This window comes from Thiogranum sp. (genome assembly GCF_058323355.1).
Map to the genome: position 1 here is coordinate 1 of NZ_JBTTIO010000026.1, position 16,707 is coordinate 16,707.

Below are 16,707 nucleotides of genomic sequence, written 5' to 3' on the forward strand. Positions count from 1 at the left end.
ACCGGTTTCCAGTGTCTGGATACTTTTCTTCGCTCGCAGTATCGGTAACGGGCAATTCAATCCACGTGCATCGAGTTCAAGGTCATAACTGGGCATGGCTCGCCTCCTGTTTTGTTAGTGAGCGTTCACTTTTTATTACAGGCCGACGGTTTTGTCAACCTTTTGACCTGAAAAACCGCTTGCCCGACATAGCTGTGTATACTGATTCAGGCGAAAATACGCTTATTTTCCCCTGCCGGCATTCGAGGGATACGGGAACAGTCTGTCCATGGCTTCACTGCGTCCGCCCGGCTGTACGATCCTTGCGTGCATACGCCTTAACTGACGGGCATTTTCCAGACCACAGGCCCTGGCAATGGCCTCAATCTCACTGTTGATCCAGTTCGCATAATTGGCAACAGCCCTGGACTTCTCCCTGACATCGAGCCCCCTTTGCAGGTACTTGCTGTGTGTTGCTATCCCGGCGGGGCAGCGTCCTTTGTGGCAGTTCAACGTCTGGATACATCCGAGTGAGAACATAAAGCCGCGGGCCGAAACGATATAATCCGCCCCCATGCATAACGCCCATGCCACTTTTTCCGAATTCACCAGCTTGCCAGAAGCAATAACCGCAACCCGCTCCCGCAAGCCCTGTTCAAGCAGAACATCGACAACAAAAGGCAGGGATTCCGTCAGGGGCAACCCGACACTTTCGGCAAATGTCTGCTGAGTCTGCCCCGAACCACCTTCACCTCCATCGACTGTAATGAAGTCCGGTGCACTGTCGATACCTCTTCTGTGTATCTCGCGACAAAGCTCCTCCAGAAAAGTGCGTGATGATACTGCGGCCTTGAACCCGACCGGCCGACCGGTTACATCACGGATATGAGCCACCATATCCAGAAGATCACCATGACTGCGAATTTCCCGTTGACGGCTGCCATAGTGTACTTCACCGTGCACGGCTAACCGCACCCCGCCCCGCCCCGGTTTCGCACCTTGTGAAAGCCTGATTTCAAATGCACTGACGCGGACTGACGTTTCGCGCAACAGACTGTCTGACAGACGGCCAGCCCTGTCCCTGACTCCGCCCTCCTCGTACTTCGCCTTGCCGATCTGGAATACCAGATCGCACCCTGACTCATAATGATCCTGCGTGGCCCCGTTTTCACCCGTATTCAGCCAGATACCCGACATGACGGAACCTTTTGCAAGTGCCTGAATGGCAGACCGGGAAATCATGGCATGACCCATGGCCGATATATTGAATATCCTGCGTGGTACGAAGGGCTTCTCACACTGCTTACCGATAATTACAGGCTCGGACGGGGAAGCCTCTTCAGCCAGCAGGGAATAGGGTGCGTTCACAAACAACACTGCACCGGGTTCATACACTGGACGTGTAGAACCAAACCCGATCTTGTCGCCAGCATCGCTACTGACCCGGCCAATCCACTGGCGTACCGTCCTGTTGAAGGGTAATTCCTCGCGGTCGCCAGAGGAAAGATAGCGGCGATAGAAAACACCTGCGTAGTCAGCCAGCCTGCACAACCTCCCCAACAAGGGTAGATTTCGCCTTATTGAATCCTTACGCTGGACAACATCCTGTACCAACAGAAACAATATGAGCGACGCAAAAGCAATCAGCCATTCCAAGCCAGTTCCCCCGACGTGATTATCTCTCTGCGCTGATCATGGCAATCCAGCCAGGATCGGCCTCACCATGTTCAGCCGGTACAAATTCGCCATCCGGTTCGTCGTCTTCGTCCCAACCCTGCAGGTAAACAGTCACGTTGGAGAAACCGGCATCAAGCAGGATTTCTTTCAATTCCGGCAGACCATACAGGCGCCACTCATAATGGAAGGCTTGCTCCATTTTGGAACCATCCCTGAAGGTGAAATGAATGTTGCATACCATGTGGCCGGTTACAGGATCGTAGCTTTCCTGCTCCCAGATATAGTTAAAACCTGCGTGTTTGGTCTTTTCCTCCAGCTCCTGGTAAGCCTCGTAGCCCCCGAAAGCGTCCATAAACAGGATCCCGTCGTCCACCAGGCTGTCACGCACTGAGGCAAAATAATCGACCAGAACCTTGCGTTCCTCGAAGATCTGCCAGCTGAAATTCATGGCCAGCACAATATCGACAGGATCTGTCTTCACAGAGCGCACGTCGCTCTGCAACAGCTTAACACGGGCACGCTGCTCTGGTTCAAGACCGGCAATATGGTTTTTGCGGCTCCATTCCAGTACTTCCGGGTCAAAATCCACGCCAACTGCCAGATTGTCGGGACGTCCCGTTACCCATTCGCAACACATCTTCGCTGTGCCGCAAAAATCTTCGCGTAACAGTTTCGCGGTACGCCCGCGGATGCGGGTAAAGTTGGTATCTATAAATTCGTATTCGAAATCCGTGGCCTGTACCGACTTCTCGTAGAGAATATATTTATCCTCGGTTTCAGCCTTACGTGGCTTGTTTCTCTTTTGCGCCTTTGCTGATTTCCCGGGTTTTTTGTGCCGGGTTTTCTTTATGCCCATGGGTTTCCTTTGTGCGACAATGTCTACAGACTTCCGATCATACCAACTCGATGCTCCCAGGTAATCCATGAATTCAGCACACCTGTCACGCCTGGCTACCCTTGTCCGTGACATAGCGGACCGTGAACTCCCCACACGTTTCTGTTGCCACTCCGGCTCGCGCAAGTCTGACGGAAGCCTCGTCACCGAGGCCGATGTCATCATGCAGGATGCCCTGACACAGGCATTACATGCCGAATGGCCCGAATTTGATTTACTGGGCGAGGAAATGCCCGAACCTGAACAACAGCGTGCGTTACAACACAGCGAAAACGGCGTCTGGTGCATCGACCCGCTCGACGGCACCAGTAATTTTGCAGCGGGCGTACCCTATTACGCCGTTTCTGTAGCGCTTATCCGCAAGGGTCAGGTGCAGGCCGGGGTAGTCTACGACCCCACTCGCCAGGAATGTTTTTCCGCTGCACGCGGTGAAGGGGCGCGGATGAATGGCCAACGCCTTGAACCTAAACATATGGACAGTCCATTGTCTGAAGGCATGGCACTCATTGACCTGAAGCGCCTTGAACCGGAACTCGCCAGCCGGCTCGCCGCCAACCCGCCCTACAAGTCACAGCGCAGCTTTGGCGCCGTGGCACTGGACTGGTGCTGGCTGGCTGCCGGCCGCTGTCATGTGTACCTGCATGGCAAGCAGAAACTCTGGGACTATGCCGCCGGTCACCTGATCCTGGAAGAAGCGGGTGGCTCTGCGGTCACGCTGGAGGGTGAACCGGTCTTCAGTGCAACACTCACACCACGCTCTGCGGCGGCTGCGCTGGACCCCGATATTTTCAAACAATGGGTCGAGTGGCTGGGTATCACTTCCCGCCCGAGCTGAGTAACGCCAGTGCCTGGTTACCCTGCTGGGCAAAATGCCTGAAACTGGAGAAACTTTCTTCATCCAGTGCGCGACCGCTGGGTTGCCGGTCAGCATAAAAGACACCGATAACCTTGTGGTGAATTTCAATCGGTGTAACAAAAAAATCGCCGCCCAGTGTAATCGCCCTGATCTCATCCGTGACCAGGCCTTTAAGTAACGCACTGGCATCTGCGCCCATCCATACCGGGGCACGATGTTCGATCACGTGCGCAAACAGGTTCGGCTTGTTGCTGACTGTCTCGATCTGGAACTGACGGCGCAACCGTTCGTTATGTATGCCCAGCGCATAACGCCCGGCAATAAATCGCTGATCCGGCGTGCGCAGTGCAAACAGCGTGCGATCCATGCCGATGCCGCGGTACATACCTTCCAGCACCATTTCCAGCACAATATTGAAATCAGGCTTGCTATCCATCAGTGATGACAGTTCACGCAGAATCTTCAACTGCAGGGCAGGATCGGGTTCGGGAAATTCCGCCGCTGCATCGTCCGGCCGCGTTTCTGCTGTCGCAGCCTTTTCACCCCCGGCGAGAGGGATCAACCGGCTTGCCTGGTTTGCACCGTAGAAGGCGGCTGTCTCTGCTGCCTCACGGGCATTTTCCTGCACCATGGTGCGAACATCCTCGACCGGCATATACAGGTTTTCCGCAATCCGCTCGACCAGCCGGCTGACACCGGGTTCCTTCCAGCCTTTTTCGGAGGCTTCAGCCAGCTGGTAGCCGAGATCCACATTACCCGCGCGTGGGTTACGTTGACTTTTTCCCTCCAGCGCCTCTTCGAGTAATGTACCAAGCTTCCATTCACGACTGAGCCCCAGCGTCAGTTCGCGCAGGGGGAAACCCAGCACATCACGCTGCACCCTGTCGGCATCTTCACCGGACCGCTGCCTGAGTTCATGATCCAGCGTCTCCCCCGCTTCACCGGCAAAGGCCCAGAAGGCCATGTTCCCCAGCCGGTACAGCAGCGTGGCTATAAAAACCTCTTCCGGTGAACTGTCCTTGCGCTTGCGGGCGAATGCGCGCGCCTGCACAGCGGCATGGAAGGCACGCGCCATTTCTTCGATAACGTGTTGCTTCTGCTGCCCCTTGAGTATTGATTCCACAACCGCAATGGACAGGCAGATACTGCGGACTTCCTGGAAACCCAGCACCACAACGGCACGGCTGACGGTGCTGATACTTTTACCCACGGGGTTGAAGATCGGGCTGTTGGCAACACGCAGCAGTTTGGCTGTCATCGCCGCATCCTGAAGCACCACCCGCGCCAGTTCAGCCGCGCTGCTTTCCTCACTGTCCGACACCCTGGAAATATCACCGGCAGTATGGGCAAAAACAGGCATACCGGATTCCCCCAGCCGGCTGACCCAGCCGCTCAGGCTTTTGGGATCGGCAGGCTTGTGCCGTATCGGGCTTTCTGTCTCGCTCATGCTTCCACTCGGCAATCTGTTGTTGTCACAACAGGCTTTCGGCAACTACCGGCAGCACTGAATCCGTATCGTCTATTTCATGGAAAAACAGGTTAAACTACGCCTGTGAAACCCTATTCCGAATCCTGCGAGCAAAATCGCGAGCCTATCCTTGCTGTATTGAAGCAGGAACTCAGCGGCCGACAACGCCTGCTCGAAATCGGCAGTGGCACCGGCCAGCACGCGGTGTATCTTGCAGGAGAGTTCCCGAACATGGTCTGGCAAACCAGCGAAGTACCGACAATGCATGAGGGCATTCACGCCTGGCTTGCGGAAGACAATGTGCCAGCCAATATCCTGCCACCGATAGCACTCGACGTAAGCCGGGACACATGGCCGGAAACAGGCTATGACGCCGTATTCAGCGCCAATACTGTTCATATTATTTCCTGGCCACAGGTACAGTGCCTGTTCAGCGGCGTGGGCGACGTACTGGAACCCGGCGGGGTCTTCTGCCTGTATGGCCCGTTCAACTATAACGGACACTATACCAGCGCGAGTAATGCACGCTTCGACATGTGGCTGAAACAGCGTGACCCGCTGAGCGGGATAAGAGCTTTCGAGGAATTGAACAGCCTGGCTGCAGAAGCCGGACTGGAATTAAAGAAGGATTATGAAATGCCGGCCAACAACCGGATCCTGACGTGGCTGAAAGCCCGTTGACCCATTGCTGACCGACAGGTGAAGGTTCCTAGTCGAAATGACCTGACAACCAGGGCTTGAGCATCAGGGCCACACCCAATGCCACGATGTAATCCATCATCGGGCCGGTGTTTGCCAGAGACTCCAGCGCCGGGCCTGAGATAATGGTCACGGCGGCAATGACTAACAAAAGATACTGCAACATGGTCTTTCTCCTGATCCTTTGGGTACAACGCTATTTGACGGTTGCATTATGGTCAGGCAGGAAAAAGATTTCTGTGAACGAATCAGGCTGCGGACGGGACCCGCATCACACTTCCGGATAAACAGTCAGGCTTTCAGGCCGCAGAGACAGGTGGGTCGACCTTGTGCTGGCTGACCTCGCCTGCCTGCCGGCGTATGACTTCCTGCACGGACGGACGACTGAGGAAACTCTCCAGCGTGATACTGTCCAGGAATGCGTAGATTTTTCTCGACAGCCCGCACCACAATTCGTGGGTCAGACAGGTTTGTTCCTCGCTGCAACGACTTTCACCACCACAGGTTGAATCGACTTTCTCATCGACAGCGGCAACAATCTCGGCAATGGTAATTTCATTTGCCGGCCTGGCCAGGCGATAGCCGCCACCGGGTCCACGTACACCGCGCACCAGATTCTCCTTGCGCAGCTTCGCAAACAGCTGTTCCAGGTAAGACAGGGAAATACTCTGGCAACGGGAGATATCCGCCAGTGTAACCGGCCCGTCCGGGTCATGAATTGCGATATCCATCATCGCTGTGACAGCGTAACGGCCCTTGGTGGATAGTCTCATAGGTAAACCTGCGACAGATGCGGCTGAAAACAGCTGCCAACATAAATAAACCCAGCAATTTAGTCAAGTATTGACTGGGCGTCAGGATTCGAAACTGGCAATTCTATCTGTTTCAATGGTTTGCAGCGCCTGATCGAATTGCTCGCGGGCCGGTGAAAAACGATGGCCGTGGCGCAGGCAGAAACCCAGCCATTTTTGCAGGAAGCGATTGACCTGCCAGCGGGCTTCGATGGGGTAGTCATGGTGAAAACGGTCAAAACCGGGGCTTTTCTGATGTCGTCCCTTGCCCCGCGATATGACCTCGGCAACCTGGGCGTCGTGGTACAGACGCACGACAATATCCGGCGCGAGTGTACTGCGCTCATCATCTTCAAAACGATAACTGAGGTGCAGGGTCGTCGTGTACTTGCAGCGTTCACGAACCGCCAGGTACAGATCCAGCGTTCCTTTAACCCTGGACACCACGTGGTCTTGCAGCAAATCGACCTCGGGGATCAACTGGCGCAGCTGGATATAGTTCAGCTCATACAGCTCCATGAGCGCAGGCAAATCGCGTGCACGCACACCGGGATGTACAACCTGTTTACCTGAATAGCGCATAGCCGCATGTTAGCATAGTAGAATGACGCTTCGATCATTGACATGTTTATGTTTATCCAGCAAATACATCGGCGTAGTACGGTATTTCTTGATGGACACCGGCAATTGACAGATCGACAGAAACGCGCTACTGCTTACCGACAAGGCTAATAACAACGTGAACGTTATCGTTAAAAACACAACGCCATTCCCTGACCAGAAACCCGGCACCTCCGGCCTGCGCAAAAAAGTCAGCGTGTTCCGGCAACCGGATTACCTGGAAAACTTTGTCCAGTCAATTTTCGACAGCCTCGATGATTTTACCGGTACGACGCTGGTCGTGGGTGGCGACGGACGTTTTCATAACCGCCATGCCACACAGGTCATCCTGCGCATGGCGGCAGCCAACGGTTTCGGCAGGGTACTGGTCGGTTGCGGCGGGCTATTGTCCACGCCGGCGGCCTCCTGCATCATCCGCAAACACCATGCCTTTGGCGGCATTATCCTTTCCGCCAGCCATAACCCGGCCGGACCCGACGGTGACTTCGGCATCAAATACAACACCGGCAACGGCGGCCCGGCACCGGAAAAAATCACCGATGCCATTTACGCCAAAAGCCTGAACATCTCGCAGTACCGGACACTGGATACACAGGACATCGATCTGGATGTTATCGGTGAAACAAGGCTTGGCGGTATGTCAGTCGAAATCATCGACCCTGTGGCAGACTATGCCGACCTGATGCAGCAACTGTTCGACTTTGACTGTATCCATGCGCTGATCAACTCAGGCCAGTTCCGCATGTGTTTTGACGGTATGCACGCCATCACCGGGCCCTACGCGGTGGAAATCTTCGAGCATCGTCTCGGCGTGACGCCTGATGCATTGATCAACGTCGAACCGAAAGAGGATTTTGGCGGGGGTCACCCCGACCCCAACCTGGTCTACGCCAGACAGCTGGTCGACATCATGTTCGCCGCCAGCGGCCCTGATTTTGGCGCGGCATCCGATGGTGACGGCGACCGCAACATGATTCTCGGTCACCAGTGTTTTATCACACCCAGCGACAGCCTTGCGGTACTGGCAGCCAACGCGCACCTGGTGCCGGGCTACAAAACGGGGCTGGCGGGCATCGCACGTTCCATGCCCACCTCGCAGGCCGCCGACCGTGTGGCGGAACGGCTCGGGATAGAGCTGTTTGAAACACCGACCGGCTGGAAGTTTTTCGGCAACCTGCTGGATGCCGGCCGTGCTACCTTGTGCGGCGAGGAAAGTTTTGGCACAGGTTCGAATCATCTACGCGAAAAGGACGGCCTGTGGGCCGTACTGTTCTGGCTGAACCTGGTCGCCGTACGCAAGCTGTCGGTGCGCGACATCATCACCCGGCACTGGGCCGGCTTTGGCCGTAACTACTATTCACGCCATGACTATGAAGGCGTCAGTGCCGATGGCGCGGGCGAGTTAATGGACAAGCTGCGCAAACTGAATGGTGCGCTCAATGGCAAACGCTATGGTGACTACGAAGTGGCCTTTTGTGACGACTTTTCCTACACCGACCCCATCGATCATTCGGTCAGCGAACACCAGGGAATGCGTGTCGGTTTCAACGATGGGTCGCGTATCGTGTACCGGTTATCCGGCACCGGCACCGAAGGTGCGACACTGCGCGTCTACCTGGAACGTTATGAAGGGGATACCGAAAAACAGTTACTGGATGCACAGGACGCTCTTTCCGGGCTGATTTGCATTGCTGATGATATTGCGCAAATCCGCCATCACACCGGGCGCGACGCACCGACCGTCATTACCTGACAGCTTTTACATGATAGATCGCGACACTTTCATCGCCGGACTGCACGACCTGCCGGCACGCTGCATCCTGAAAGAGGACGCCGAACTGCGCCCCTACGAGTGCGACGGCCTGTCAGCCTACCGGCAATTGCCCTGGCTGGTCCTGCTGCCGGAAACCGTCGGGCAGGTACAAGGTATCCTGCGACACTGCCACGCAAACAAGGTACCGGTGGTCGCGCGCGGCGCGGGCACAGGACTGAGTGGCGGCGCACTGCCACTCGACAACGGCGTGCTTTTAAGCCTGGCGAAGTTCAACCGTATTCTCGACATCGATTACCCCAACCGGCTGGCACGCGTACAACCCGGTGTCCGTAACCTGGCGATCACCCAGGCTGTTGCAGAACATGGCCTGTATTATGCCCCGGATCCCTCTTCACAGATTGCCTGCTCCATCGGCGGCAATGTGGCCGAGAATGCCGGTGGCGTGCACTGCCTCAAGTACGGGCTGACCGTGCATAACATTGCCGAACTGAAACTGATCACCATTGAAGGTGAATTACTCACCATCGGCAGCCCTGCACTGGACAGCGCCGGCTACGACCTGCTGGCGCTGCTCACCGGCTCGGAAGGCCTGCTCGGCGTCATTGTGGAAGTCACGGTACGACTGCTGCCCGCGCCGGAACAGGCGCAGGTGGTGCTGGCCGCTTTCGATGAAGTTGCCGCAGCCGGTCAGGCTGTCGCTGACATCCTTTCACAGGGCATACTGCCTGCCGGACTGGAACTGATGGACACTCTGGCGGTACGTGCCGCCGAGGATTTTGTCCATGCCGGGTATCCTGTCGATGCCGCCGCGATCCTGCTTTGCGAACTGGACGGCGAACAGCACGAAGTCGAAGCGCAGATCGGGCAGGTAACACAACTGCTGAAGCAAAGCGGCGCCACCGAAGTCCGTCGCGCCCGTGACGAAACCGAACGCCTGCGTTTCTGGGCCGGGCGCAAAGCCGCCTTTCCCGCTGTCGGCCGCCTGTCGCCCGACTATTACTGTATGGACGGCACCATTCCGCGCAAGCATCTCGGCAAGGTGCTGTCGACCATTGCGCAATGGTCAGAAGAATACAGCCTGCGCGTTGCCAATGTGTTCCACGCCGGCGACGGCAACCTGCACCCGCTGATTCTCTACGATGCCAACACACCCGGCGAACTGGAACGCACCGAGGCATTCGGCGCGCGTATCCTGGAACTTTGCATCGAGGTGGGTGGCGTCATCACCGGAGAACACGGTGTCGGCGTGGAAAAAATCAACCAGATGTGCATACAGTTCAACAAAGCCGAACTGCAACAGTTCCATGCCATTAAAAAGGCCTTTGACCCCGATGGTCTGCTCAACCCCGGCAAGGCGGTACCGACACTGGCGCGCTGCGCCGAGTTCGGACGCATGCACGTCCACCATGGTGAACTGCCCTTCCCCGAACTGGAACGCTTCTGACCGTGACCGACGCTGACCAGACCGAACAATTCTGTGAGCAGATCCGCAGTGCCGCGGAAAAAGGCGCGCCGCTGACAATCACGGGTAGTGGCAGCAAGGCGTTCTACGGACGCCCCTGCAACACAGAACATTCTGTCGACACAACTGCGCACCGTGGCATTCTCAGCTATGAACCTTCCGAGCTGGTCATCCAGGCACGCTGTGGCACCCCGTTGCGGGACATCGAAACACTGCTGGCCGACAACGGACAAATGCTCGCCTTCGAGCCGCCGCACTTCAGTGCAACCAGCACACTGGGCGGCGCCATCGCCGCCGGACTATCCGGTCCGCGCCGGCCGTTTCGCGGCGCCGCGCGCGACTTCGTGCTGGGCACACAGGTTATCAACGGCAAGGGCGAGTCCCTGTGCTTTGGCGGGCAGGTCATGAAAAACGTCGCCGGTTACGATATCGCCCGCCTTATGACCGGCTCGCTCGGCACACTGGGGTTGATCGCCGATGTCTCGCTCAAGGTGCTGCCGCGACCGGACTGTGAGTACACAGTGAAACAGGTCTGCGGCCAGGCGGAAGCCCTGCAACGTTTTTCCGACTGGACGGGGCGTCCGCTGCCGCTGTCCGCCGCCTGCTGGCACGACGAGCATATCTACCTGCGCCTGTCCGGCACTGAAGACAGCCTGCGCCATGCGCAACACCTGCTCGGCGATGGCCTGCTGGAAACCCTGCCCGACTGGTGGAACGCTATCCGCGACCAGCAGCACGCTTTCTTCAACCGTCCCGGGCCGCTGTGGCGTCTGTCGGTACCGCCAGCCACTCCCCCGCTTGCACTGGATGGCGACTGGCTCATCGACTGGGGCGGTGCGCAGCGCTGGCTGTACAGCAAGGAAAAACCCGAACAGATCCGCAAGCTGGTCGCCACTATCGGCGGCCATGCCACACTGTTTCGCCATGCGCCGGAGAATACGGAAGTCTTCCACCCGTTACCCATGCCATTGCTGAAACTGCAACAACGCATCAAGCACGCCATGGACCCGGTCGGCATCCTTAACCCCGGGCGACTGTACGCCGAACTCTGATTATGCAGACACGACTCAACGCAGAACTGCTGGCAACCCCCCTCGGGAAGACCGCCGACCAGGTCATCCGCAGTTGCGTCCATTGCGGCTTCTGTAATGCCACCTGCCCGACCTATCAGCTGCTCGGCGATGAACTCGACGGACCGCGTGGCCGTATCTACCAGATCAAGCAGGTACTGGAAGGCGCGCCCGCCACAGCCAGCCTGCAACAGCACCTGGATCGCTGTCTGACCTGTCGCGCCTGCGAAACCACCTGCCCGTCCGGTGTCGAATACCACAAGCTGCTGGACATTGGCCGCGAACTGGTAGAGCAGCAGGTACCGCGCCCCCTGCTGCAACGTTTGCAACGCAGACTGATCCAGTTTGTATTTTCTGAAACCGCGCGGATTAAACCCTTGCTGTCTCTGGGTCGACTGGCACGCCCCCTGCTGCCGCGTTCACTAAAAAAACGTATCCCGCGACTCCGCAAGCTGCCGACCTTCACGCCGGGCACACACACGCGACAGATGTTACTGCTGGATGGCTGCGTACAACCTGCCGCCGCACCCCACATCAACGCCTTCACCGTACGCCTGTTCGACCGGCTGGGCATCACACTCGAAGCAATAGCTGGCAGCGGCTGTTGCGGCGCACTGCACTTCCACCTCGGTGATACAGAACGTGCGCGGCAGAGCGCCCGACGAAATATCGATGCCTGGTGGCCGGCCATTGAACAGGGCGCGGAAGCCATTGTCAGCACCGCCACCGGTTGTACACCCATGTTGAAGGAATACGCCCGGTTACTCGCCAACGATCCGGTTTACGCGCAACGCGCCGCGCGTATGGCGGACATGTCCCGTGACCTCAGCGAAGTCCTGCGCAACGAAAACCTCGATGCACTGAAGCCGGTGAAGGGCCGACGTATCGCCTTTCATTCACCCTGCTCATTGCAACACGCCCAACAGCTCGATGGTGTCGTCGAAGACATCCTCACCCGCGTCGGCTACACCCTGACCCCGGTACGCGACAAACACCTGTGCTGCGGTTCTGCCGGCACCTATTCCATGCTGCAACCGGAATTATCAAAGCAGCTTGCGCGCAACAAGCTTGATGCCTTGAAGGATAAACAACCTGAACTCATTGCCACCGCCAACATCGGCTGCCTGTTGCAACTGCAGGCGGGTTCAGACGTAGAGGTACTGCACTGGGTGGAGTTGCTTGCTGATTAATCGCTGAATTTTACCAAACGCGTTACCTGAATATCCGAGATAAACACTACACCGGAATGTTCATTGTAGAATGGCGCCAGCCCCTGCAGGATTGGCGAAACCAATGACTCTGGCACTGCGGCGATAATCATTATCAACACGTCGTCTTCATTAAACATCAAGTGCCCGTCGTGGAAACCGTGGCTGCCCTTGCCTGACAGGTTGTTAATGATGGTATAACCCTTTACCTCGATGCGGTCGAGTAGATCTGTCGCAAATTCCCGATATTCACCTTCAAGGATGATTTCGAGTTTTTTCAATGGACTGAATTTCAGATTTTTCATACGGCAATTTCCTCCTTATCGGCAGTCATAGCGGCGGCAGCGTGTAAAGGCGCCTGATGCCACTCACCTCTATCATAGATATAGGTACGACCCGCATCCGGATCCAGTACCATCATGCGGATCCAGCCATTAATCAGTAAACGTCGCACAACAGCGACTTGCGCGATAGCAGATTGCACATGCTCCAATGGTGCATCGATCACTGTAATCAGACGCATTGGTTCATGGTAGGGCGCCCCGTCCGCCAGTACAGTCTGCGCTGGCAGCCCGGTACGTAAATCGCTGATGTTCCCTGTCATCACACCAAATCTTCCTGCAACATTGTGATACACCTTGCTGCCACTGCCGTAGTGTTCATTGTCTACCGACGAGAAATAGTGCTCCATATTGATCCACTGACCAACAACCAGTGGACCTGTCATAATATTTTCCAGCAACCGCTGTTTACGATCGATACGATAGTCATAGGAATGCAGGAAAGCACGCCCGTCAAGGGAGCAGTTCTCAGTCAGAGAACGTCTTCCGATAATAAAATATGCATTACGCGACAAACCCCATTCGGGTCGCACCTGAGACCAGTCCATGGCATTGCGCAATGCCTGATTATCCGGTTTTTCATGTTGTTGCCCGGCAATAAAATTCAGGTCAGGCATGCGCTCCTGCGTGCACAGTCTGCTCGCTGAAACCAGGCCTTTTTGCAGCCTGTCAAGATAGACTGGATGCGTTGAGGGTAACAGGTCGAGATCATACAAAGTCACCTCATCCGTTGTCGTATTATGCAGCGCAGGTACAAACCAGGCATCGTCGGGAATGACGATATCTTGCTCCTGCAAGCGTAATCGAACTGCTGGCTTGTTTGCCATATGCGCGAATATTCGCGCATTAAACAAGCCTGGATTGCCGCCGCAGGCACCGCAGTCGAGCGCTGATTCATAAGGATTGTTTTCTGACTGACTACCGTGTCCGACGCAAAGAACGAATCGCGAAAATTTGTCCGTCAAGCCAATCGAACGTAAAGCCTGAGACACAAATCCAACCTGTTCTTCCAGAGTAAAGCCGATGCGCCCAAGACGCTCCATCTGCAACCGTGCATCAGAAGGGTTAAGACAATACGTGTTGCGCAAACGTTCGACAAACCTCTGCGCCTGATCGGCATCCAGACCTAACTGTTCCCGCAATAACGATGTTGTCTCGACGTGACCGAGCGCAACCTCTCTTAACTCACGTACAAGGTCATCAGTCACCGCTTCAGGTGGCACTTCGATTTCATGTTCCACTGCTTTTGCAATCACACCACGCTGGACAGCACGAACGATTGAATCTGCCTGTGCTCGAGTGAGTTTATCGATAAGTAAATGGGTATGGGTATGGGTATGACCATGATTATTATGTAATCGTGAACGCCAGCGGTTATAGGCTCGCGGAGCCAGTGTTTTCCCCACCATGTCGAACCCGAATAACAAGCCAATTGCCTCGACTGTCACAAATGGTGTCAACACCGATTCTTTTAACTCATGCACCGCTTTTTCAAACACCGATAATGCCTTGGGGTCCTGAATCTCGTTAACCGACATTTCCATAACAAGGTTTTTGGGTGAGATCAATACGGGACACAGGTGCGTCTCATTGCCTTTTCCCAACGCCATAAAACTCACCGGCACACCAAAGAAGCCGGCTATACCAAACGTCTGGTAATCTCCAACGCTTTCCAGGTGGCGGCGCAGACGCTCGGAACGCGTATCAATACAGAATAGCGCTTGCACGAAAGGACGTTTATCCATATCGCTTGACTCTGCACGAACAGGGTTTTGTACACAGTTCAATAACTCCTGCATTGCACCATGCTCCATGGCCTCGAGCCACAGCATCCCCTCTGTTTTTTCGAACTTTTGAACGATTTTAAGCAGATCAATCAAAACATCTTCATCGAGCATTTGAATTTCGCTTGCACCAGCCAGCTCAGCCAGGCGATTCAAGCCCGCTGCCTGGCGTTTCGCATTACGCATCAATCGTTCCCGCATATAATCACGGCATACTTTTTCACTATGGTCAGAGCGACCGGACAATAAGGTCTGCTCTACACGCTGAGCCCATGCCGGCAAGATCGTTCTGGCATAGAATTCTTTTCTCAACCATGCTTCCATCGGTTTTTGACAGATAAACTGTGCAAGTTCATCGACTGTCGACGGCAGACCATCTGCTGCGCGCTCATGTATCAACGCAAGTGAAAGTGTCATACGCACAGCCAGAAAGTCTACAAGATCACCTGGGAAACGACGCCCATGGTGATAATGTCGCGCGCCTGCACGCCACCGGATAAATCCGGCCCAACCATGCAGCCGGGACAGCTCACGACGAAAATACCCAACCCACTGCGACTGCGGAATCCCAAGGTGTTCCATAATGTAGACAATGACGCTTTCAGGGTCATCTGCAACTTCAAGGGTTTGACGAACATGACGGCCGCGCAGAAACAACCGGGCATTTCGCCGCGCCACTTCACGCCAGGCATGAAAGAATCCTTCTTTGCGATCCGGCATTTGCCAGACTGATTGCCCTTCATCAAAGAATTCCAGACAACTTTTGATAACCAGTTCATCCAGCTCTTCCGCGATACCCACACCGAACAGCGTATCCAGTGCTTCGTAAAACGGACACTCATACAGCAGCAATTCACTCAACAAATCGGTCAATTTTTTCGGCGTTGCATCTGTTGCAACACTCTCTTGTGTCGATTTATCATCATTGCGAACCGCACTGGCGATTGCGCGCAGCGAAAGTATTTCATCGTTTTCGGTAACCGGTGCTTCAGTCTCCATAAGCAACGCCAACAACATATCGCGCAAATCGACGCCTTCTATGGGTGGATTTTTCTCCAGGAAACGTTCAATGCCATTTATCAATGACTGATGGCTGATTTTACCCTTGCGATAATACTTCTGGTACTGTGAGCGCCTCAGAAATCCTTCACCATGAAACAGGCGACGACCTTCAGACACGGCCTGATCGAACGAAAGTTTTTCAAGACCGTGAAGCGGGTTGTGGTGAATAAAGGCGCGCATTGGCCAGAACGACGGTATCGGTTCACCAGCGACAAAAATCATCGAGCGTATTTGCGCCTTCATGCCGAGAGAAAGACTCATAGCACCCTCCCAGGGAAATACAAACCCGCCGCGATCAGCAATAGCAGCAGCAGTCCATAAACGCCAGTAAGCGTCAGTGTTATGTCATCATGCCGAACCTTCTCTGGTTTAACGCCAACCAGAAACGCTTGCAGCAGACGTATGCCGGACCAGCTCCACAATAACCAGATAACAACAAATCCAAGTGCTGTGACTGGCGACAAGACTATGGTTTGCGTGATCTGACTAAACATGGAAAAAAACCCGGGGAATAGCGGGCTGGCTATAGCAGCAAGCAAGGTAATCGTGACAAGCCCTGCCAGCCTTGGCTGGGACTGAGCCATGCCGCATACCATACCCGCGTAGACGGACTCGTAGCGCTTCTCGATTTGCGCTGACAATAACATCAGAATAATCAATGGCAGACTGAACGCCAGCACATGCAAAATCACCTCTTGCACAGATGCCCCGGACAGGAAAGCCACCCAGCTCAATACCCAACTGGAACAGGCAAGAAAGCCAGTCCAGATCACCATGTCCTTGATGACCACCATACGAAAACTGTAGAGCAATGCACTTAATACTGCCCAGTACATCACCCATTGTGGCACTTCACTTGCTGAATTCTGTAACAGCCACATACCTGTCATTGGCCAAAATAACAGAATTGTTATACGCGCAGCACTGCTACGCACACGCTGAAACAATACATTGAAAATCATACCCATGGGAAACAGGGGCAAAAATAATGCAGCAATCAACCAACTGTAACCGCCCATC

The 16,707-nt window shown here is 55.1% G+C and carries 16 protein-coding genes; 6 read left to right on the forward strand and 10 right to left on the reverse strand.

The annotated features are described in order from the left end of the window. The 3 genes from ACW81B_RS04250 to ACW81B_RS04260 form a co-directional block, all read right to left on the reverse strand. A partial coding sequence (locus tag ACW81B_RS04250; protein WP_491579002.1) for a sulfurtransferase TusA family protein occupies nt 1–96 on the reverse strand: 96 nt, incomplete at its 3' end. 126 nt (nt 97–222) lie between these two features. Next, nucleotides 223–1,542, reverse strand: coding sequence for a glutamate synthase-related protein (locus ACW81B_RS04255; RefSeq protein WP_491578970.1), 1,320 nt, complete (start codon nt 1,540–1,542; stop codon nt 223–225). 112 nt (nt 1,543–1,654) lie between these two features. Further along, nucleotides 1,655–2,512: a class I SAM-dependent methyltransferase gene (locus ACW81B_RS04260; RefSeq protein ID WP_491578971.1), complete on the reverse strand. Its 858-nt coding sequence runs from the start codon at nt 2,510–2,512 to the stop codon at nt 1,655–1,657. Between the two features lie 67 nt (nt 2,513–2,579). On the opposite strand from ACW81B_RS04260, the gene ACW81B_RS04265 reads away from it, so the two are divergent. Beyond that, on the forward strand, nt 2,580–3,386 hold the full coding sequence (locus ACW81B_RS04265; protein WP_491578972.1) for an inositol monophosphatase family protein: 807 nt from the start codon (nt 2,580–2,582) through the stop codon (nt 3,384–3,386). Here ACW81B_RS04265 and ACW81B_RS04270 read toward each other — a convergent pair. Continuing rightward, the gene (locus ACW81B_RS04270) at nt 3,367–4,854 is read right to left on the reverse strand and encodes an HDOD domain-containing protein (RefSeq protein ID WP_491578973.1); all 1,488 of its coding nucleotides are present in this window, start codon (nt 4,852–4,854) and stop codon (nt 3,367–3,369) included. The genes ACW81B_RS04265 and ACW81B_RS04270 overlap by 20 nt on opposite strands. 105 nt (nt 4,855–4,959) lie before the next feature. On the opposite strand from ACW81B_RS04270, the gene ACW81B_RS04275 reads away from it, so the two are divergent. Continuing rightward, a complete protein-coding gene (locus ACW81B_RS04275; RefSeq protein ID WP_491578974.1) occupies nt 4,960–5,556 on the forward strand; it encodes a DUF938 domain-containing protein in 597 nt (198 codons plus the stop codon). Nucleotides 5,557–5,584: 28 nt separating this feature from the next. Here ACW81B_RS04275 and ACW81B_RS04280 read toward each other — a convergent pair whose 3' ends face one another. From ACW81B_RS04280 to ACW81B_RS04290, 3 genes are all read right to left on the reverse strand, one after another. Beyond that, nucleotides 5,585–5,740, reverse strand: coding sequence for a hypothetical protein (locus tag ACW81B_RS04280; RefSeq protein WP_491578975.1), 156 nt, complete (start codon nt 5,738–5,740; stop codon nt 5,585–5,587). A 133-nt stretch (nt 5,741–5,873) separates the two neighbouring features. Next, nucleotides 5,874–6,347 carry an Rrf2 family transcriptional regulator gene (locus ACW81B_RS04285; protein WP_491578976.1) on the reverse strand — a complete coding sequence of 158 codons (474 nt, stop codon included), beginning with the start codon at nt 6,345–6,347 and terminating at the stop codon, nt 5,874–5,876. A gap of 81 nt (nt 6,348–6,428) precedes the next feature. Next, nucleotides 6,429–6,947, reverse strand: coding sequence for a DUF1249 domain-containing protein (locus ACW81B_RS04290; protein WP_491578977.1), 519 nt, complete (start codon nt 6,945–6,947; stop codon nt 6,429–6,431). A gap of 157 nt (nt 6,948–7,104) precedes the next feature. Between ACW81B_RS04290 and ACW81B_RS04295 the strand changes: the two genes are divergently transcribed. The 4 genes from ACW81B_RS04295 to glcF are packed head-to-tail and all read left to right on the forward strand — an operon-like array spanning nt 7,105 to nt 12,482. Next, nucleotides 7,105–8,739, forward strand: coding sequence for an alpha-D-glucose phosphate-specific phosphoglucomutase (locus ACW81B_RS04295; protein ID WP_491578978.1), 1,635 nt, complete (start codon nt 7,105–7,107; stop codon nt 8,737–8,739). Between the two features lie 10 nt (nt 8,740–8,749). Then, a complete protein-coding gene (locus ACW81B_RS04300; protein WP_491578979.1) occupies nt 8,750–10,204 on the forward strand; it encodes an FAD-linked oxidase C-terminal domain-containing protein in 1,455 nt (484 codons plus the stop codon). A 2-nt stretch (nt 10,205–10,206) separates the two neighbouring features. Then, the gene (glcE, locus tag ACW81B_RS04305) at nt 10,207–11,274 is read left to right on the forward strand and encodes a glycolate oxidase subunit GlcE (RefSeq protein WP_491578980.1); all 1,068 of its coding nucleotides are present in this window, start codon (nt 10,207–10,209) and stop codon (nt 11,272–11,274) included. A 2-nt stretch (nt 11,275–11,276) separates the two neighbouring features. Continuing rightward, the gene (gene glcF, locus ACW81B_RS04310; protein WP_491578981.1) at nt 11,277–12,482 is read left to right on the forward strand and encodes a glycolate oxidase subunit GlcF; all 1,206 of its coding nucleotides are present in this window, start codon (nt 11,277–11,279) and stop codon (nt 12,480–12,482) included. On the opposite strand, the gene ACW81B_RS04315 is transcribed toward glcF, so the two are convergent. Genes ACW81B_RS04315 through ACW81B_RS04325 form a run of 3 tightly spaced genes read right to left on the reverse strand, consistent with a single transcriptional unit; the run spans nt 12,479 to nt 16,706 of the window. Further along, entirely contained in the window at nt 12,479–12,805 is a 327-nt protein-coding gene (locus ACW81B_RS04315; RefSeq protein ID WP_491578982.1) for a P-II family nitrogen regulator, read from the reverse strand. The two genes, glcF and ACW81B_RS04315, sit on opposite strands and share 4 nt — an antisense overlap. Next, entirely contained in the window at nt 12,802–15,948 is a 3,147-nt protein-coding gene (locus ACW81B_RS04320; RefSeq protein ID WP_491578983.1) for a DUF2309 domain-containing protein, read from the reverse strand. The genes ACW81B_RS04315 and ACW81B_RS04320 overlap by 4 nt, the downstream gene beginning before the upstream one ends. Then, complete coding sequence (locus tag ACW81B_RS04325; RefSeq protein ID WP_491578984.1) at nt 15,945–16,706, reverse strand: hypothetical protein; 762 nt, start codon at nt 16,704–16,706, stop codon at nt 15,945–15,947. Before ACW81B_RS04325 ends, ACW81B_RS04320 begins: the two co-directional genes overlap by 4 nt. Nucleotide 16,707 lies beyond the last annotated feature (1 nt).